Origin of the sequence: Nocardioides sp. (assembly GCF_964228225.1) — a bacterium.
Lineage (GTDB): Bacteria > Actinomycetota > Actinomycetes > Propionibacteriales > Nocardioidaceae > Nocardioides.
In genome coordinates this window covers 1-18,746 of the sequence record NZ_CAXQZB010000077.1, presented here as the reverse complement: position 1 = coordinate 18,746, position 18,746 = coordinate 1, and the positions used below count along the sequence as shown (strand labels likewise).

Genomic DNA, 18,746 nt, shown 5'->3' with positions numbered 1-18,746 from the left:
CGGTCTTCAACCTTTCCTCAAGGTACGCCGGAATCGCTGTTCCGGCATGGCGGGCCTCCTGCGCGGCTGGTTAGCGTCACACGAGCCGGGTGTCATGGGGGTGCCCGGTGCGGCGCCGACCTTGCCGCTCTCGGGACCGACACGACGCGCGCCTCTCGGGGCGCGACCGGCTGGGGGCCGGACACATCATGCGGATGCGATCACGCGCGTTCAGGCGCGCTCTGACACCCTTGGCGACCTGCCTCGTCGCCGGCACCCTGGCGCTCGTCGCGCCGGCGCCGGCCCAGGCCACCGGGGTGTCCTCCTTCACCTGCGACACCGTGTACTCCGTGGCCGGCACCGCCCCCCACGGCATCACCAAGCTGGACGCGGTCAACGGCACCCTCACCTCCAACGGGCAGTTCAACCAGGGCGACGGCGTCGCGGTGAACGCGCTCGCGCTGCCCTCCGGCGGCGGTCGCTACATCTGGGGCTTCAACCGCACCGCCAACAAGGTGCTGCGCTTCGACGCCACCAGCGGCTCCACCCAGACCTACTCGGTGCCCGACAACTCGCTGGCCGGCAACGTCATCGCCGGCGCGATCAACCCCAGCACCGGGATCTACTACTACGCCGCCTCCAGCACCGGCGTGTGGACGGTCTTCGCGTTCAACACCGCGACCCAGACCGCCATCGGCCAGGTGGCCACGATCAGCGGCGACGCCCTCGACGGCAACGGCGACATGGCCTTCGACGCCTCGGGCAACCTGTTCCTCACCACCAACGCCAACGCGTCCGCCCAGGGCTCCCTCGCCCGTGTCGACGGCAGCCTGCCGACCACGGCCGGCAGCGAGTCGCTCACGGTCACCGGCCTCGCCACGCTCCCGGGCGACTCCGGTCAGTACGCCTCGCTCGCGTTCGGCCCCGACGGCCTGATCGTGGTCGGCACCAGCACCGGGCGGGTCCTGCGGCTCAACCCGACCACCGGTGCGCAGGTCTCGAGCATCACCGTCTCGTCCTCGCTGGCCGACATGGCCTCCTGCTCGCTGCCCTCCAGCGCCACCGTGCGGGTGAACCTGCCCGACGGCCGTTTCGCCGGCACCGACCAGTTCAAGGTCACCCTCACCGGCGGCGGCGTCACCAGCGGCAACTCCGGCACGACCGCCGGCACCGACACCGGACTGCAGAACCAGAGCGGCGAGCAGGCCGGCCCCGTGCTGACCCAGCGCTCGACGACCTACACGATCACCCAGACCGCCGCCAACGGCACGAACCTGGCCAACTACACCACCACCTGGACCTGCACCCGCTCCAGCGACGGCAGCACCATCGCCTCCGGCACCGGCAGCTCGGGCACGTTCACGACCCCGGCCACCGCCTCCGACGTGGTGTGCACCTTCACGAACACCCCGCTGCGCCCGGCCATCGACCTGGTCAAGACCGGCAGCGCGATCACCGACGTCGACGGCAACGGTCCCGACGCCGGCGACACCATCACCTACTCCTTCAAGGTCACCAACACCGGCACCGTCGCGCTGAACACCGTCGCCGTGACCGACACCAAGGTCGGCACGGTCACCTGCCCCGCCACCACGCTGGCGGTGGGGGCCTCGATGACCTGCACCCCGAAGACGTACACCCTCACCCAGGCCGAGGTCGACGCCGGCACGGTCGTGAACAACGCGACCGCCACCGGCAAGGCGCCGAGCGGCGTGATCGTCACCGACGCCGACACCGTCACCACCCCGGTGCCCGCGGCGCCGGCGATCCTGCTCGACAAGACCGCGAGCAAGACCGCCGACACCAACTCCTCGGGCCAGGAGGACGCCGGCGACACGATCACCTACTCCTTCAAGGTCACCAACACCGGCAACGTCACCCTCCAGCCGGTGACCGTCGCCGACCCCAAGCTCGGCGCGATCACCTGCCCGACCACCGCGCTGGCCCCGGGCGCCTCGCTCACCTGTTCGACCAGGGCCTACGTGCTCCAGCAGTCCGACGTCGACGCCGGGAGGACCGTCAACACCGCCACCGCCACGGGCACCGCGCCCGGCGGCACCAAGGTGACCGACGACGACACCGAGACCGTCACGGTGCCCCAGTCGGCCAACATCAGCCTGCGCAAGAGCGCCGGCGCGGTGACCGACACCGACGGCAACGGCGTCGACGCCGGCGACACGATCACCTACACCTTCACGGTGACCAACACCGGCAACGTCTCGCTGGACCCGGTGACGGTGAGCGACCCGAAGGTCGGCACCATCACCTGCCCCACCGGTGCGCTCGCGCCCGGCCAGAGCCGTGCCTGCACCCCGAAGACCTACGCCCTGACCCAGGCCGACCTCAACGCCGGCAAGGTCGACAACACCGCCACCGCCACCGGCACCACCCCCGGCGGCGGCACCGTGACCGACACCGACAGCGTGACCACCCCGGTGGAGCAGCGCGCCGCGCTGGTGCTCGACAAGGGGTCGTCGGCGATCGCCGACACCAACGGTGACGGCCAGGCCGACGCCGGCGACACGGGCACCTACACCTTCAAGGTCACCAACACCGGCACCGTGGCGCTCAACCCCGTCACCGTCGCCGACCCGAAGGTCGGTCCGGTCACCTGCCCGACCGGGGCCCTGGCCCCCGGCGCGTCGGTGAACTGCACCCCGAAGGCCTACGTCCTGACCCAGGCCGACGTCGACGCCGGCAAGGTCGACAACACCGCCACCGCCACCGGCACCACGCCGGGCGGCGCCAAGGTGACCGACGACGACACCGAGACCCGCACCGTGCCGGCCGCCCCGGCGATCCGGCTCGTCAAGTCCGCCGGCGCGATCGTGGACGCCGACGGCAACGGTCAGGACCCGGGCGACACGATCACCTACTCCTTCACGGTGACCAACACCGGCAACGTGACCCTGCAGCCGGTGACGGTCGCCGACCCCAAGGTCGGTCCGGTCACCTGCCCGACCACGGCGCTGGCGCCCGGTGCGTCGCTCACCTGCAGCACGGCGACCTACACCCTCACCGCGGGCGACATCGACGCCGGCCGGGTCGACAACACCGCCACCGCCACGGGCAAGGCCCCGAACGGGGCGACCGTGACCGACGACGACTCCACCCGCACGCCGATCACCACCCGCCCGGCGCTCGCGCTGGACAAGCAGGCCGGCCCGGTCGTGGACGCCAACAGCAGCGGGGTGCAGGACGCCGGTGACACGATCACCTACTCCTTCACCGTGACCAACACCGGCACCGTGACCCTCGACCCCGTCGTGGTGAGCGACCCCAAGATCGGCGCCGTCGTCTGCCCGGCCGGGGCGCTGGCCCCGACCGCGTCGGTCACCTGCACGCCGAAGCTCTACACCCTCACCCAGGACGACGTCGACGCCCGTCGCGTGGACAACACCGCCACGGCCACCGGCACCCCGCCGTCGGGCCCCGCGGTGACCTCCACCGACTCCACCACCACCCCGATCACCCCGGCCGCGGCCAACCTGGTGCTCGAGAAGACGGTGGACAAGGCCTCGCCGCGGGTCGGTGACCAGGTCGTCTACACCCTCACCGTGCGCAACACCGGCGCCACGGCGGCCCAGGACGTCCGCATCACCGACACCCTGCCCACCGGCGTCACGCTGGTCGCGGCCGACCCGGCCTGCACCGTCGCGGGCGGCGCGAACCTGACCTGCGCCCTCGGCACGCTCGCCCCCGGCGGCAGCGCGTCGGTGACCGTGACCGCCACGGTCGACCCCCTCCCGGGTGGGGTCGCCGCGGCCACGCACGACCTCGACGTGCAGAAGGTCGAGGCCCAGCTGGACCTCGAGGCCGGTCAGACCCGCACCGTCTCGGTGACCTGCGCCCCCGGCTACCTCGTCACCGACGGCGCCGGCCGCGCCGACGCGGTCGACCAGGGCACCGGCACCCTCGGCGACGTCGTGGTGCTGGCCTCCGAGGCCACCGCCCCCGACACGTGGAGCGTCACCGCGGCCAACCGGGCCACGGGCCGCGCCCAGGCCAAGGTGTTCGCCGTGTGCGTGCGCCAGGCGACGTCGTCCAACGCCGGTCACGCCCACGACGTCGTGGTGGGCGCGCCGGTCAGCGACACCGTGGCGCTGCCCACGGGCCGCACCGACGTGACGCTGGTCTGCGCCCCGGGCCGGGTCCCGATGACGCCGGGCTACCGCTTCGACGGCACCGCCGTGGTCGAGGCCTCCTTCCCCGTGGGCGACGACGGCTGGCGGTTCGGGGTGCGCACCGGCCCCGGTGCCGACGCCGCCACCAGCGCGACCTTCACCCTCGGCTGCCTCGACCGGCAGCTGGGCGAGGCCGCCGGGCACCGGCACGACCTGCCGCTCTCGGAGGTGCGCAGCACCGTCGTGGTGCCGGCCGGCACCGTGCTGGAGGTCGAGCTGAGCTGCGCCGACGACGCCAAGGGCATCGTGGCCGGATGGGACCTCGAGCCGGGTCTGCTGCACCTGGGCAACGACCCCCGCCCGAAGATCCGCGTGTTCAAGCTGTCCAACCCCACCGGGGCGCCGCTGCAGGCCAGCCTGTACCTGCGCTGCCTCGGCACCCGCACCGCCGGGGCCGTGACCGGGGTCGTCACCAACACCGCGACCGCGACCACCGCTTCGCCGGAGACGAGCACCGTCGACAACACCGACGGCGCGACCTTCACCGTCGACACCACCGCCGCCCCCGGGCCGGTGGCCAGCCCGGCCGCGCCGGTCGTCGTCGTGACGCCCAAGGGCGTGGCGGCCAAGGTGACCTGCGCCGCCGGCGCCCGGTGCCGTGGCACCGCGGTCCTGAGCGTGGTGGGCAAGCAGCGCCTGGCCGGCGACGTCGTCCGCAAGGGCGTGGTGCTGGCGAAGGCCCGCTACACCGTCCGCGGCGGCGACGTCGTGAAGGTGGTGCTGACGCCCACGCGGGCCGGTCGCCGCTACCTCGACGCGCGAGGCCTCACGCGGGCGCGACTCGACCTCGGGGAGATCAGCAAGGTCGTGACGGTGCGTCGCTGACCCACCTCCCGCGCGGTCCCCGCGCGGGCGACCACCGGCCCCCGGACGCCTCGGCGGCCGGGGGCCGCGGCACTTGTACGCTGGACGGTCCGCTCCGGGAGTCGGGGCGCACGAGGAGGGAGTGTCACACGCCGTGACCGAGGAGCTGGCGGCGCGGGAGATCGCGCACGAGCAGGCCTACGTCGACCGCGTCCACGCGCAGCTGGAGCAGGCCGGCCACGCGGCCCGGCAGCTCGCCGCGGAGGGCCACCGGCGCGGGAAGCTGGGCCACGAGGGTGGCCTCGTCGAGCGCGACGCGATGGTCTTCCAGGCCGCCAAGCGGATGGCCCAGCTCGACGCCGCCCACGAGGGGCTCGTCTTCGGCCGGCTCGACCTGCGACCCGACGTGGACCCCGAGCCGCGCTACATCGGCCGGATCGGGCTGCGCGACGAGCACCGCGACACCCTGCTCATCGACTGGCGCGCGCCCGCGGCGGCGGTGTTCTACCAGGCCACGGCGGCCACGCCCCAGCAGGTCGTGCGCCGCCGGGTGCTGCGCTCGCAGGGCACCCGCGTGCTCGGCGTCGAGGACGAGCTGCTCGACGCCGAGGGCAACACCGCCGACCTGCCGGTGATCGGGGAGGGCGCGCTGATGGCGCAGCTGTCCCGGGCCCGCGACCGGCGCATGCACTCGATCGTGGCCACCATCCAGGCCGAGCAGGACCTCGCGATCCGCGCGCCCGGCAAGGGCGTGGTGGCCATCTCCGGCGGCCCCGGCGTGGGCAAGACCGTGGTCGCGCTGCACCGCGCGGCGTACCTGCTCTACACCGACCGGCGCCGCTACGAGCACGGCGGCGTGCTCATCGTCGGCCCCTCGGGGGTGTTCATGCGCTACATCGAGCGCGTGCTGCCCTCCCTGGGCGAGACCGCGGTGGCGCTGCGCTCGCTGGGCGAGGTCGTGGACGGCGTGCGCGCCACCCGCCACGACGACCCCGCGGTGGCGGAGGTCAAGGGCCGTGCGGTGATGGCCGAGGTGCTGCGCCGGGCGGCCCGTCAGCAGGCCCCGGGCAGCCCGCGCGAGTACCGGCTGTTCTGGTTCGACAACTCCCTGGTGCTCGATCGCGGGACGCTGAGCCGGGTGCGCCGCCAGCTGATGGCGCAGGGCCGGCGCAACCGCCAGCTGCCCCGCGTGGCCAGCGCCCTGCTCGACGCGCTGTGGCGTCAGGTGCGCAGCGAGCGGGGCCGCGAGCGCGGTCGCCCGGCCTTCGAGGACGACCTGCTGGGCCGGGCCGACTTCCTCGACTTCGCCAGCGCCTGGTGGCCGCCCCTGGCCGCCACCGACGTGCTCGGCTGGCTGCGCGAGCCCGAGTTCCTCGCCCGGGTGGCCGACGGCCTGCTCAGCCCCGAGGACCAGCGGCTGCTGCGCAAGTCCTGGGACGGCGCCCCCGACCTCTCGATCGCCGACGTCGCGCTGGTCGACGAGCTGCGCTACGCCCTCGGCGACGTGCCGCAGCGCACCGAGGACGAGCGCGACGACCCCTACGCCCTGCTCGACGGCTCGATCGACCTCCAGGAGCTCGTGACGGCCGCCGACCGCGAGTACGCCCCCACGGGCCGGGCCTGGCAGCCGCCGTCGCACTCCATCGACGACGACGGCTACGCCCACGTGCTGATCGACGAGGCCCAGGACCTCACCCCGATGCAGTGGCGGATGGTGGGGCGGCGCGGCCGGGCGGCGTCGTGGACCATCGTCGGCGACCCCGCGCAGTCCTCCTGGCCCGACGCCGCCGAGGCCGCCGCCGCGCGCGCCGAGGCGCTGGAGGGCAAGGCGCTGCACGAGTTCCACCTCGGCACGAACTACCGCAACTCCGCCGAGATCTACGACTTCGCCGCCGCCTACGCCGCTCGCGTGGGCCTGGCCGTCGACCTCCCGCAGGCCGTGCGCTCGACCGGCGAGCACCCGCGCGTGCTCACCGGCGTCGGCGACCTCGAGGCCGCGGTGCGGGCCGAGGTCGTGCGGCTGGCCGGCGAGGTCGCCGGCACGGTCGGCATCGTGGTGCCGGTCGCCCGCCGCTCGGAGGTGAACGCCTGGCTGGCGTCGTGGCCCGAGGTCGCCGACGACGCCGCCGGCGCCCGTGCCGCCGTCGACTCCGCCACGACGCCGTCGGGGGAGGACCGCGTCGTCGTGCTCACCGGCCTGGACACCAAGGGCCTGGAGTTCGACGCGATCGTGGTGGTGCAGCCCGAGGAGATCGAGGCCGAGTCGGCCACCGGCCGCGCCACCCTCTACGTCGTGCTCACCCGCGCCACCCAGCTGCTCACCACCGTCACCGCCTGACCCACCTGCTGACCCGCCGGCGGTCCGACGCCACCCCGCGCGGGTCTCGGCCCCGGAAACCGGGTCGAGGGGGTCCTCCGGCGCTGACTACGCTGCCGGTCATGACGACGCACGCCACCGCCCGGGACGCCATCGCCGCGCTCACGGGGCACGAGGCGTGGGCGATCATCCGTCGCTCCACCCGCGCCGGCGACCGCGACACGGTGGGCCTGGTGGGCGGCCGGCGCAGCGAGGTCGCCTCGCTGCTCGACATCCCCCTCACCGAGGGCGTGCCGGGCGACGGTCACGTGGCCGACCGGCTCGTCGCGATCCCCTACCGCCAGATCAGCGAGCGCGGGTACCGGGTGCACGACGACGGCACCCCGCTGGTGGTGGTCGACGTCGACATGGAGCAGGAGTTCTCGGTCGCCGAGGTGATCGAGGCGATCGACCCCGTGCCGGTGGAGTTCACCGACCCCGGCGGGTTCGAGACCGACGACGCCACCTACGCCGGCCTGGTGCGCACGATCATCGACGAGGAGATCGGCCAGGGCGAGGGCGCGAACGTCGTCGTCGGGCGCCACTACCGCGCCCAGGTGGCCGACTGGGGCGTGGCCGGGGCGCTCACGGTGTTCCGGCGGCTGCTCGAGCGTGAGCGCAACGCCTACTGGACCTTCGTCTTCTTCACCGGTGACCGCTTCCTCATCGGGGCGACGCCGGAGCGGCACGTCAGCATCCACGGCGGCGACGTGCGGATGAATCCCATCTCCGGCACCTTCCGGATCCCGGCGCAGGGCGACGCGCGGCGTCAGCTGCTCGACTTCCTGGCCGACGAGAAGGAGATCTACGAGCTCTTCATGGTCGTGGACGAGGAGCTGAAGATGATGTGCGACCTGTGCCACGAGGGCGGCCAGGTGCTGGGCCCGTTCCTCAAGCCGATGAGCCGGCTGGTGCACACCGAGTACCTCCTCGCCGGCCGCACCGACCGCGACCCGCGCGAGGTGCTGCGCGACACGATGTTCGCCGCCACCGTGACCGGGTCGCCGGTGGAGAACGCCTGCCGGGTGATCCACAAGTACGAGACCGGCGGGCGCGGCTACTACAGCGCGGCGCTGGCGATCCTCGGGCGCGACGACGAGGGCGGGCCGATGGTCGACAGCCCGATCGTCATCCGCACCGCCGACGTCGACCTCACCGGCCGCCTCACCGTGACCGCCGGCGCCACCCTGGTGCGCGACTCCGACCCCGACTACGAGGTGGCCGAGACCCACGCGAAGGCCGGCGGCATCCTCGGCGCCTTCGGGCTGGTGCCGCCCGCCCCGGTGCCCGACGTCGACATCCCGACGCTGGTGAACGACGAGGACGTGCTGCTCGCGCTGAACTCCCGCAACCGGCGGCTGAGCCGGTTCTGGCTCACCGACCAGGCCGGCGCGCCGCCGGACCCGCGCCTCAAGGGCCGCACCGCGGTGATCCTCGACGGCGAGGACGACTTCGTGAACATGCTGCGCCACGTGCTCGGCGTGCTCGGCCTGAGCAGCTCGGTAGTGCGCCACGAGGACTACGTGCCCGGCTGCCTCGACGGCCACGACCTGGTGATCGTGGGCCCCGGGCCCGGCGACCCCCGCGACGGCGAGGACCCCAAGATCGCCCGCATCCGGGCCGCGGTGGACGAGCTGCTGGCCTCCGGTCAGCCGTTCCTCGCGGTGTGCCTGGGCCACCAGACGCTGTGCGAGCGGCTCGGCCTGCCGCTGGCCTACAAGGACATCGTCTTCCAGGGCACCCAGTCCGAGGTCGAGTTCGACGGCCGGATGGAGCGGGTCGGCTTCTACAACACCTTCGTGGGCCGGGTGCACGACGGCGACCCGCTGCCCGCGGGCGTCAGCGTCGTCACCGACCCCGCCACCGGCGACGTGCACCACCTCACCGGCCCGCACTACCGCGGCATCCAGTTCCACGCCGAGTCGATCCTGTCCGAGCGCGGCTACGACCTCCTGCACCGGCTCGTGAGCGAGCTGGTGCTGGGCTGAGCGGCCGACGGTCCGCGGTGCCGCACGACGTCGTCGTGGTGGACCACCACGACTCCTACACCCAGAACCTCGTGCACCTGGTGGCCGGGGTGACCGGGGTGCTGCCCACGGTCGTGCAGCACGACGAGACCACGCCCGAGCAGGTGCTCGCGCATTCCCACGTCATCCTGTCGCCGGGGCCCGGGCACCCCGCGGTGGCGGCCGACTTCGCCGTGGGCGGAGCCGTGCTGCGCGCCGCCACCCGGCCGGTGCTCGGCGTGTGCCTGGGCATGCAGGGCCTGGTCACCACCTGGGGCGGGCGGGTGGACCGCGTGCCGCCGGCGCACGGGGTCGTCGCCTCGGTGCGCCACGACGGCCGCGGGGTGTTCGCCGGCCTGCCCTCCCCGCTCGCGGCCGTGCGCTACCACTCGCTGGCCGCGGTCGCGCTCCCCGAGTGCCTCGAGGCCACCGCGCACAGCGAGGACGGCGTCGTCATGGGGGTGCGGCACCGCGACCTGCCGCAGCAGGGCGTGCAGTTCCACCCCGAGTCGATCCTGTCCGAGCACGGTGCGGCGATGATCGCGACCTTCCTCGCGGACACGCCGTGAGCGACGTGGAACAGCTCTTCGCCGACGTCGCCGCCCGGCACCGGCGCTGCTTCTGGCTCGACGGCGGCGGGGCCCGGGAGTGGAGCGGACGCCGCTCGCTGCTCGGCTGGCTCGACGACGACGGCGTCTCGCTGAGCTACGACGCCGCCGCCGGCGTCGTCACGCGGCACCGGGGCGGTCGGTCGGTGACGGTGGGGGAGGACCCGTTCGCGGTGCTGGCCGCCGAGCTGGCCGCCGGCGACCCGCGCGCGGCCTGGTTCGGCTACTTCGGCTACGCCGCGCGGCCCGACCTGCCCGCGCGGCCGGACCCCGCGATGCCCGACGCGGTGTGGATGCGCGCCGACCACGTGCGGGTCTTCGACCACCCGCTGGCGGGCCCGGCGACGCCGCTGCGCACGGCGCCGGCCGCGGTCGCGGTGCCGGCGTCCTACGCGGCCGGTTTCGCCGCGGTGCAGGAGCACCTGCACGCCGGCGACACCTACGAGGTCAACCTCACCTACCGCCAGCACCACGCCGGTCCCGCCGGCCCCGACGGCCCGGCGCGGGTCTACCGGCGCCTGCGCACCCTCAACCCCGCCCCCTACGCCGGCTTCCTCCAGCACGACGTGCCGGGCGCCCGGGGTTGGCTGCTGTCCTCCAGCCCCGAGCGGTACGCCGTGGTCGGGGCCGACCGGGTGCTGCAGGCCAAGCCGATCAAGGGCACCCTGCCGCGCGACCCCGACGCGGCGGTGGACGCCGCGCACGCGGCGGAGCTGGCCCGCGACCCGCGGTTCCGGGCCGAGAACCTGATGATCGTGGACCTGTTGCGCCACGACCTCGCGCAGGTGTGCGAGGTCGGCAGCGTCGAGGTGCCGGACCTGATGGTCGTGGAGTCCTACCCCGGCGTGCACCAGCTGGTCTCCACCGTGCGCGGTCGGCTGCGCGACGGCGTCGGCACCGTCGCCGCCCTGCGCGCGCTGTTCCCCGCGGGCTCGATGACCGGCGCGCCCAAGCGGCGCACCATGCAGGTGATCGACGCCGTCGAGCCCGATCCGCGCGGGGTCTACTCCGGGGCCTTCGGGTGGGTGAGCGCCGACGGCCGCGCCGACCTCGGCGTCGTCATCCGGTCGCTGGCCACCGCCGGCGACGGCGACTACCTGCTCGGCACCGGCGGCGGCATCACCGTGCACTCCGAGCTCGCCACCGAGTGGACCGAGTCGACCTGGAAGGCCGCCCGCGTGGCCTCCGCCCTCACCGACTGACCCTCCCGGCCCCGCGCGCCCCCGGCCCTCGGGCCGGGCCTCAGTTCGGACCGGAGAGGCCGGACTCGTCGGCGGCCGCGGCGAGGGCGGCGAGGACCTCGCGCACCCCGGACACCACGCGCGGCCGGTCGAAGGGGGTGGGGTCGAGGGCGTTGACGACCTGCACGAGCCGGCCGTTGCGCACGAACCCGGTGACGGCGAGGGTGTCGCCGTCGATGCTGGACAGGATCCGCACGCCGTTGGCGTCGGGAAGACGCGGCGCGGTGAGGGTGGCGTCCTCGCCGGGCGGGGGCAGCTCGGCGACGACGTCCTTGAGGGTGCCGTCGTAGAGCTGGTAGTTGACGTCCACCGCCGTGCCGCCGTCGGCGCCGGGGGTGAAGGTGCAGCGGGGCTCGGTGTCGGTTCCGGTGTCGACGCGGTAGCGCTCGTCGAACAGGTCGCCGACCTCGGCGAGGTCGAGCGCCGAGCAGGGGTTCCACAGCGCCTCGGCCGGCGCGGTCGGGAGCGGGGTGCGCGGGGCGACGTCGTCGTCGCCGCAGGCCGACAGCAGGGGGAGCAGGGGCAGCGCCAGCAGCACGGGCACCGCCCACCGGATCCGGGACCGCGACCTCACACCGACTCCTCCTCGCGCACGGGCGCCCCGGGCAGCTGCAGCACCAGCCGGGCACCGCCGCCGGGGGCGGCGTCGGCGTGGACGCTACCGGAGTGGCGCTGGGCCACCTGGCGCACGATCGCCAGCCCGAGACCGGAGCCGGGCATGGTGCGCGACTCCTCGGCGCGCCAGAACCGGTCGAAGACCCGCTCGCGCGCGCCGGGGGCGATGCCGGGGCCCTCGTCGTCGACGACCAGCACGCCGCCGTCGAGCCGGACCCGCACGGTGCCGCCGGTGGGGCTCCACTTGGCGGCGTTGTCGAGCAGGTTGGTGACCGCCCGCTCCAGTGCCGCGGCCTCGCCCACCACCGTCCAGGGCGCGGCGACGACGTCGAAGGAGACGTCGGGGGCCCGCCGGCGCACCCGGGCGACGGAGTCCTCGATCACCATCGCCAGGTCCACCTCGGCGATCACCGGGGTGAGCGGCTCGTCGCGGGCGAGCTCGGTGAGGTCGCCGATCAGGGTGGTGAGCTCGTCGATCTGGGCGCGGATGTCGTCGAGCAGCTCCCCGCGCGCGGCGGGGTCGATCGCGCGCCCGGAGGAGTCGACCTGCATGAGCAGGTCGACGTTGGTGCGCAGGGAGGTCAGCGGGGTGCGCAGCTCGTGCCCGGCGTCGGCCACGAGCTGCCGTTGGCGCTCGCGGGAGATGTCGAGGGCCTGCAGCATCTGGTTGAACGCCGAGGCCAGGCGCGCGATCTCGTCGTCGCCCTCCAGCGGCAGCGGGGTGCGCAGGTCCTCGGTGCGGGCGATGTGCTCCACCGAGGCGGTGAGACGCCGCACCGGCCGCAGGCCGTTGCGCGCCACGCCCCACCCGGCCACCCCGGCCCCCGCGGCACCCACCAGCCCGAAGAGCAGGCAGACCAGGCCGATGCGGCGCAGCAGCGCCTCCTGCTGGCGCAGCGACTGGGCGATCACCAGCGCGCGGCCCTCGGTGCGCAGGGTCGGCACGGCCACGATGCGGTACTCCACGCCGTCGCGCACCGTGGTGCGCAGGCTGCTGCCGATCTCTCCGGCGGCCACGCGGTACTCCGGGTCCAGCCCGGTGTAGCGGCGGTCGGCGGCGTCGAGCACCAGCACCTCCACGTCGGAGGCCGGTGAGCTCGTGGAGGGCCCGATGAAGCCGGCGGCGACGGCGGCGTTGGCCCGCTCGAGCAGCGACTCGTCGAGCTGGGCCTGCAGCTGCTGGCGGGCGGTCACGAAGGCGCCGGCCGCGACGAACGCCACCGACAGGCCCACGGCCAGCGTGGTGAGCAGGGTGATGCGGCTCGCCAGCGAACGGCGGTAGTGCCAGCGCTGCCCGGGCTCGCTCACGAGTCCTTGAGCACGTAGCCCACGCCGCGCACGGTGTGGATCAGGCGGGTCTCGCCCTCGGCCTCGGTCTTGCGGCGCAGGTAGCCGACGTAGACCTCCAGGGAGTTCGCGGTGGTCGGGAAGTCGTAGCCCCAGACCTCCTCGAGGATGAACGAGCGGTCGAGCACCCGCCGCGGCCGGCGCAGGAACATCTCCAGCAGCGTGAACTCGGTACGGGTCAGCTCGATGCCGCGACCTGAGCGCCGCACCTCGCGGGTGGCGGTGTTCATCGACAGGTCGGCGAAGGTGAGGACCTCCTCCTCCTCGGCCTCCGCGGGGGTGACCCGCCGCAGCAACGCCCGCAGCCGGGCCAGCAGCTCGGGCAGGGCGAAGGGCTTGGTGAGGTAGTCGTCGGCGCCGGCGTCCAGACCCTCCACGCGGTCCCCGACGGCGTCGCGGGCGGTGAGCACGATGATCGGGACGTCGTGGCCGGCGGCGCGCAGGGCGCGCGTGGCCTCCAGGCCGTCCAGGCGCGGCATCATCACGTCCATCACGACGACGTCGGGCCCGACGGCGCTGATCCCGGCCAGCGCCTCGGCGCCGTCACCGGCCAGGTGCACGTCGTAGCCGTTGAACTCCAGCGAGCGGCGCAGCGACTCCCGCACCGCACGGTCGTCGTCGACGACCAGCACGCGGGGCAAGGTGGATCCGGACATGGGTCAAGCCTGACACGCCGGGCTGAGCGTCGTCTGAGAGCCCGGGAGGCTCGGGCCCCCGGTCAGCGCGCCAGGGCTCGGGGGAGGTCGGCGACGATCGCGGCGGCGGTGCGCTCGACCATCGCGAGGACCAGGTCGAACCCGGCCGCGCCGCCGTAGTACGGGTCCGGCACGTCGCCGGGGCCCTGCGGGTCGTGGTCGCGGAACAGCCGCACCCGGCCGGGGTCGTCGAGCCGCTCGGCGCCGGGGTGGTCGCGCAGGTCGCGCAGGTTGTCGGCGTCCATGGCCAGCAGCAGGTCGTGCTCGAACCACGCCGACGCCAGCTGCCGGGCCCGGTGGCGGTCGGGGTCGTAGCCGGCACCGCGCAGCGTGGCGGCGGAGCGGCGGTCCATCGGGTCGCCGACGTGCCAGCCGCCGGTGCCGCACGAGGCGACCGCGACGTGCCACGGTGCGGCGTCCAGCCCGGCGGCCGCGACCTGCGCGGTGAGCACGACGTCGGCCACCGGGGAGCGGCAGATGTTGCCCAGGCAGACCACCCCGATCCGGTAGCGGCCGGGCGTGCGCGGTGGCGGGAGCGGACGCACCACGTGCTCCCTACTCGGTCTCGAGGTCGCCGACGAACCCGTCGACCACCCAGGTGACGATCGTGACGATGATCGCCGCCCCGACCGCGGTCCAGAACCCGTCGACGACGAAGTCGATGCCCAGCGCGTCGGCCAGGGCCGAGGTGAGCGCGAGCATCGCGGCGTTGATGACCAGCAGGAACAGCCCGAGGCTGAGGATGATCAGCGGGATCGAGAGGATCGTCAGGACCGGCTTCACGATCGAGGTCACCAGGCCCAGGATCACCGCCACCAGCACCAGCGGCACCAGGTCGTCGCGCACGGCGTCGAGACCGTCGCGCGCGCCGCCGGGGAAGGACACCCCGTCCAGCAGCCAGGCCGCCACGGCGAGCCCCAGGGCGGTGGTCAGGACGCGGGCGATGATGCGCATGCGCTCATCCTGTCACCGGCGGTCGTCGGACTGCGTCTCGTGACGGCGACCACTGACGGTCGTCGAGGAGCGAGCGCCGGCGAGTGTCACGAGACGCACGCACCTGACACGCCACCGTCCCCCGATGCGGCCCCCCACCTCGGGGCGTCTCGTGACGGCGCTGGGGCGCCTCCTCGACGAACGTGGGTGGTGTCGCCGAGCGTCGCGCGGCGTGTGGTGACGGCGACGACTGACGGTCGTCGAGGAGCGAGCGCCGGCGAGTGTCACGAGACGCCCGCACCTGACACGTGACCGTCCCCCGATGCGGCCCCTCATCTCGCGGCGTCTCGTGACGGCGCTGGGGCGCCTCCTCGACGGCCGTGGGTGATGTCTCCGTTCGGTGCGCGACCTCCGGGCGTCGTGGTGGTCAGAGGCGCAGGGCGGTGATGATCTCGTCCTCGGCGTCCTCGAGGTGGGCGCGCAGGAACGCGTGGGCGCCGGCGACGTCGTCGCGCTCGAGCAGCTCGACCAGCGCGGTGTGGGAGTCGGCCTGGTCGTGGGCGTTGCGGGCCAGGCGCTCGACCTGGGCCAGCGCCAGCTTGAGCTCCACGACGAGGTTCTCGGCCATCGCGACCAGCCGGGGGCTGCCGGTGAGGCCCACCAGCGAGACGTGGAAGGCGAGGTGGAGGGTGTTGAGCTGCTGGTAGCCCTGCTCCGAGGCCGCGCCGCGGGCCTCGGCGGCCTCGTGCTCGCGCACCGCGGCGGTGTAGGCCTCCAGGCACCGGCGCACGTGGGCGCGCGCCTCGGCGTCGGCGTCGGGCCAGGCCAGCACGCCGGAGCCCTCCAGCACCCAGCGGGCACGGCAGACGTCGCGCACCGACTCGGCCTCGGGGGTGGCCACCGAGACGCCGCGGTGAGGCAGTCGCACGGCCAGCCCCTCGGCCACGAGCATGGCCAGCGCCTCGCGCACGGTGGGGCGGGAGACGCCGAGGGACTCGGCCAGCGCGATCTCGCGCAGCGGGGTGCCGCTCTCGACCTCGCCCTCGAAGATCGCCCGGCGCAGCTCGGCCACGGTGCGCTCCACGGTGGAGGTGTGCTCCACGCGCAGCGTCGCGAACGCGGGGTCGGCGTTCCCTGGCATGGGGTCATCATGCCCGGTCCGCGATCCCGGTGGGTTTGCCGACACGGCGCCGGTGGTGCATCCTGGGACTGTCAGATTGTCTGACAATCAGACAACAGCGGATCTTGTGAGGTCCGGGTGTCTGGTGGGTCGTCACGGATCGGAGGGGTCCCATGTCCGCACTCGCCTGGGGGCGTCACTACCTGGCCGTCGAGCCGACGGCGTTCCGCGTGGAGTACGTCATCAACCCCTTCATGGATCCCGGCGTGCAGCCCGATCCCGAGCGCGCGATGGCGCAGTGGCGCACGATGGTCGCCACCCTGCGCGGCCTCGGGGCGCGGGTCGACGTCGTGCCGCAGCGCGAGGACGCCCCCGACATGGTGTTCGCGATGAACCTCGGTCTCGCCGTGCGCGACCCCGAGACCGACTCCGAGGCCGACTCCGCGGTGGGCGGCGGCACCCGCGTCGTGCTCTCCCACATGCGTTACCCCCAGCGCCGCATGGAGACCGCCTCGATGGCGCAGTACTGCGCTGAGCGCGGCTGGCCGACCACGGTGGTGGGCCGCGACGGCGTCGGGCCGCACCTGGAGGCCGGCGACGCGTTCGCCTTCGGCGGGGCGCTCGTGGTGGGCCACGGTCCCCGCACCGAGGAGCTGGCCCTCAAGCACCTCGCGACCGCCCTGGACGCCCGCGTGCTCGGCGTCCGGCTGACCCACCCCGCGATGTACCACCTCGACCTCGCCTTCTGCCCCCTCGACGACCGTCGCGCGCTGGTGTGTCCCGAGGCCCTCGACGACGCCTCGGCGGCCGCGCTGCTCGACCTCGTGCCCGAGCCGATCCTGCTCACCGAGGCCGAGGCGCTGGACACCTTCGCCGCCAACTCCGTGGTGGTGGGCCGCACGGTCGTCATGCCCGGCTGCCCCGACCACGTGCGCCGCGCGCTGGAGGACGCCGGCTTCGAGATCGTGCTGGTCGACGTCACCGAGTTCCACAAGGCGGGCGGCTCGATCCGCTGCCTCACCAACCCCGTCGACGTCGTCCGCGGTCGCGACCTGGTCGTCGTGCCGGGCGGCGAGGTGCTGCTCCCCGCCGGCTGAGCCGCCACGGGCCGCGGTCGGTAACGTCGGGGCGGTGTTCCCGATCGGCGGTGTCCCGGTGATGCTGGCCGGGGCGCTCGCCTCGGGTGTCCTGGCGGGCCTGCTGGCGCTCGCGCTGCGCCGCCGCCTCGGCGTCCTCGGGGCCGGGGCGCTGGCCGCGCTGCTGTGGTCGGTGGTCGTGATCGGGCTCGTCACGCTGCTGCCCGCGCAGGGCGCGCCGGGCTGGGTGTCGGCCGAGACCCGGCTCGACGTCTGCTCCACCGACATCGGCGGCCCCGCGCCCGACGGCTTCTGGATCTTCTCCGGCGGCCAGCGGCTGCTCAACACCGTGATCTTCCTGCCCTCCGGTGTGCTGGCCGCGGTGGTGGCCGGACGCCGGCCGCGGCTGCTGCCGCTCACCGTGCCGCTGGCCTGGGCGCTGCTGGCCGGCTACGCCGTCGCGATCGAGCTCACCCAGCTCGGCCTGGCCCGCCTCGACCGCGCCTGCGACGTGACCGACATGATCGACAACGCCACCGGTGCGGCCCTCGGCGTCGGCGTCGGGCTGGTGCTGCTGCCGGTGCTGCGGCCGTGGCGTGGACGCCGTCCTCCGCCGGGCTGAGCCGCCCTCCTACCCTGGGGCGTGTGACCAGCCCCCAGCCGCGTCCGAACGTCCTCGAGATCCCCACCTACGTGCCGGGTCGCCCGCCCACGCCGGTGCCGGGGCTGACGCCGTACAAGCTGTCGAGCAACGAGAACCCCTACCCGCCGCTGCCCGGCGTGGTGGAGGCCGCGATGACCGCGGTGGCCGACGTCAACCGCTACCCCGACATGGGCAGCGTCGCGCTCTACGACGCCCTGGTCGAGCGGCTGGCCGTGCCCGCCGAGGACCTCGCGCTCGCCACCGGCAGCGTCGCGCTGATCTACCAGCTCCTCACCGCCTTCTGCGGCCCCGGCGACGAGGTCGTGCACGCCTGGCGCTCCTTCGAGGCCTACCCCATCGCCGTCACCACCGCCGGTGCGGTCGGCGTGCCGGTGCCGGTCACCGCCGACGGCCGCCACGACCTCGCCGCCATGGCCGCCGCGATCACCGAGCGCACGAAGGTCGTGCTGCTCTGTACGCCCAACAACCCCACCGGCCCGGCGCTGAGCCAGGCCGAGGTCGACGGCTTCCTGGCCCAGGTGCCGCCCCACGTCGTCGTCGTCCTCGACGAGGCGTACCTCGAGTTCGTGCGCATGCCCGACGCCCTCGACGGCGTCGCCACCTACCGACGCCACGCCAACGTCGTGCTCTTCCGCACCTTCTCCAAGGCCTACGGGCTGGCCGGCTTCCGGGTCGGGTACGCCGTCGCTCCCGCGCCGCTGGCCGCCGCGCTGCGGGCGGTGGGCCTGCCGTTCGGGGTGTCCGGGGTCGCGCAGGCCGCCGCGATCGCCTCCCTCGCCGCCGAGGAGGCGCTGCTGGAGCGGGTGGAGGCCCTCGTGGTCGAGCGCGACCGCGTGCGCGACGCGCTGCTCGCCCAGGGCTGGTCGCTGCCCGACCCCCAGGGCAACTTCGTGTGGCTCGAGGTCGGCGACCGCACCCCCGACGTCGTCGCCGCCGCCGAGGCCGCGGCCCTCACGGTGCGGCCCTTCGCGGGGGAGGGCGTGCGGGTGAGCATCGGGGAGGTCGAGGGCAACGACCGCCTCATCGCCCTCGCCTCCCGGTTCGCCTGACCCACCGTCTCCCGTCGTCACAAGCATTCGGCAGGCGGAATCAGCGATTTCGCCTGCCGAATGCTTGTG

14 protein-coding genes are annotated in these 18,746 nt (G+C 74.3%); 8 read left to right on the top strand and 6 right to left on the bottom strand.

The window, feature by feature from the left end:
- Positions 1–230: 230 nt before the first annotated feature.
- From ACERUJ_RS17655 to ACERUJ_RS17635, 5 genes are all read left to right on the top strand, one after another.
- Complete coding sequence (locus tag ACERUJ_RS17655; protein WP_370250197.1) at positions 231–4,988, top strand: hypothetical protein; 4,758 nt, start codon at positions 231–233, stop codon at positions 4,986–4,988.
- 133 nt (positions 4,989–5,121) lie between these two features.
- Positions 5,122–7,305, top strand: coding sequence for a UvrD-helicase domain-containing protein (locus tag ACERUJ_RS17650; protein WP_370250195.1), 2,184 nt, complete (start codon positions 5,122–5,124; stop codon positions 7,303–7,305).
- Between the two features lie 101 nt (positions 7,306–7,406).
- A complete protein-coding gene (locus tag ACERUJ_RS17645; protein WP_370250194.1) occupies positions 7,407–9,311 on the top strand; it encodes an anthranilate synthase family protein in 1,905 nt (634 codons plus the stop codon).
- A 17-nt stretch (positions 9,312–9,328) separates the two neighbouring features.
- Complete coding sequence (locus ACERUJ_RS17640) at positions 9,329–9,898, top strand: aminodeoxychorismate/anthranilate synthase component II (protein WP_370250193.1); 570 nt, start codon at positions 9,329–9,331, stop codon at positions 9,896–9,898.
- Positions 9,895–11,139, top strand: coding sequence for an anthranilate synthase component I family protein (locus tag ACERUJ_RS17635; RefSeq protein ID WP_370250192.1), 1,245 nt, complete (start codon positions 9,895–9,897; stop codon positions 11,137–11,139). Before ACERUJ_RS17640 ends, ACERUJ_RS17635 begins: the two co-directional genes overlap by 4 nt.
- A 40-nt stretch (positions 11,140–11,179) precedes the next feature.
- Here ACERUJ_RS17635 and ACERUJ_RS17630 read toward each other — a convergent pair whose 3' ends face one another.
- From ACERUJ_RS17630 to ACERUJ_RS17605, 6 genes are all read right to left on the bottom strand, one after another.
- Positions 11,180–11,752 carry a hypothetical protein gene (locus tag ACERUJ_RS17630; RefSeq protein ID WP_370250191.1) on the bottom strand — a complete coding sequence of 191 codons (573 nt, stop codon included), beginning with the start codon at positions 11,750–11,752 and terminating at the stop codon, positions 11,180–11,182.
- Entirely contained in the window at positions 11,749–13,101 is a 1,353-nt protein-coding gene (locus ACERUJ_RS17625; RefSeq protein WP_370250190.1) for an ATP-binding protein, read from the bottom strand. Before ACERUJ_RS17625 ends, ACERUJ_RS17630 begins: the two co-directional genes overlap by 4 nt.
- On the bottom strand, positions 13,098–13,796 hold the full coding sequence (locus ACERUJ_RS17620; protein ID WP_370250189.1) for a response regulator transcription factor: 699 nt from the start codon (positions 13,794–13,796) through the stop codon (positions 13,098–13,100). Before ACERUJ_RS17620 ends, ACERUJ_RS17625 begins: the two co-directional genes overlap by 4 nt.
- A gap of 62 nt (positions 13,797–13,858) precedes the next feature.
- Positions 13,859–14,380 (bottom strand): low molecular weight protein-tyrosine-phosphatase, encoded by a 522-nt coding sequence (locus tag ACERUJ_RS17615; RefSeq protein WP_370250188.1) that lies wholly within the window; start codon positions 14,378–14,380, stop codon positions 13,859–13,861.
- A gap of 10 nt (positions 14,381–14,390) precedes the next feature.
- A complete protein-coding gene (locus ACERUJ_RS17610; protein ID WP_370250187.1) occupies positions 14,391–14,789 on the bottom strand; it encodes a phage holin family protein in 399 nt (132 codons plus the stop codon).
- A 406-nt stretch (positions 14,790–15,195) separates the two neighbouring features.
- On the bottom strand, positions 15,196–15,909 hold the full coding sequence (locus ACERUJ_RS17605; protein ID WP_370250185.1) for a GntR family transcriptional regulator: 714 nt from the start codon (positions 15,907–15,909) through the stop codon (positions 15,196–15,198).
- Positions 15,910–16,061: 152 nt separating this feature from the next.
- Between ACERUJ_RS17605 and ACERUJ_RS17600 the strand changes: the two genes are divergently transcribed.
- From ACERUJ_RS17600 to ACERUJ_RS17590, 3 genes are read left to right on the top strand one after another with little or no spacing between them, the layout of a single operon-like run.
- Positions 16,062–16,985: a dimethylarginine dimethylaminohydrolase family protein gene (locus tag ACERUJ_RS17600; protein ID WP_370250184.1), complete on the top strand. Its 924-nt coding sequence runs from the start codon at positions 16,062–16,064 to the stop codon at positions 16,983–16,985.
- A gap of 34 nt (positions 16,986–17,019) precedes the next feature.
- Entirely contained in the window at positions 17,020–17,586 is a 567-nt protein-coding gene (locus ACERUJ_RS17595; RefSeq protein WP_370250183.1) for a VanZ family protein, read from the top strand.
- 23 nt (positions 17,587–17,609) lie between these two features.
- Positions 17,610–18,677, top strand: coding sequence for a histidinol-phosphate transaminase (locus ACERUJ_RS17590; RefSeq protein ID WP_370250182.1), 1,068 nt, complete (start codon positions 17,610–17,612; stop codon positions 18,675–18,677).
- The last annotated feature ends 69 nt before the right edge of the window (positions 18,678–18,746 follow it).

Bases quoted from the DNA above. Each gene is read 5' to 3' on its own strand.
- ACERUJ_RS17605 (WP_370250185.1), bottom strand. From the start codon at position 15,909: ATGCCAGGGAACGCCGACCCCGCGTTCGCGACGCTGCGCGTGGAGCAC.
- ACERUJ_RS17620 (WP_370250189.1), bottom strand. From the start codon at position 13,796: ATGTCCGGATCCACCTTGCCCCGCGTGCTGGTCGTCGACGACGACCGT.
- ACERUJ_RS17645 (WP_370250194.1), top strand. From the start codon at position 7,407: ATGACGACGCACGCCACCGCCCGGGACGCCATCGCCGCGCTCACGGGG.
- ACERUJ_RS17610 (WP_370250187.1), bottom strand. From the start codon at position 14,789: ATGCGCATCATCGCCCGCGTCCTGACCACCGCCCTGGGGCTCGCCGTG.
- ACERUJ_RS17600 (WP_370250184.1), top strand. From the start codon at position 16,062: ATGTCCGCACTCGCCTGGGGGCGTCACTACCTGGCCGTCGAGCCGACG.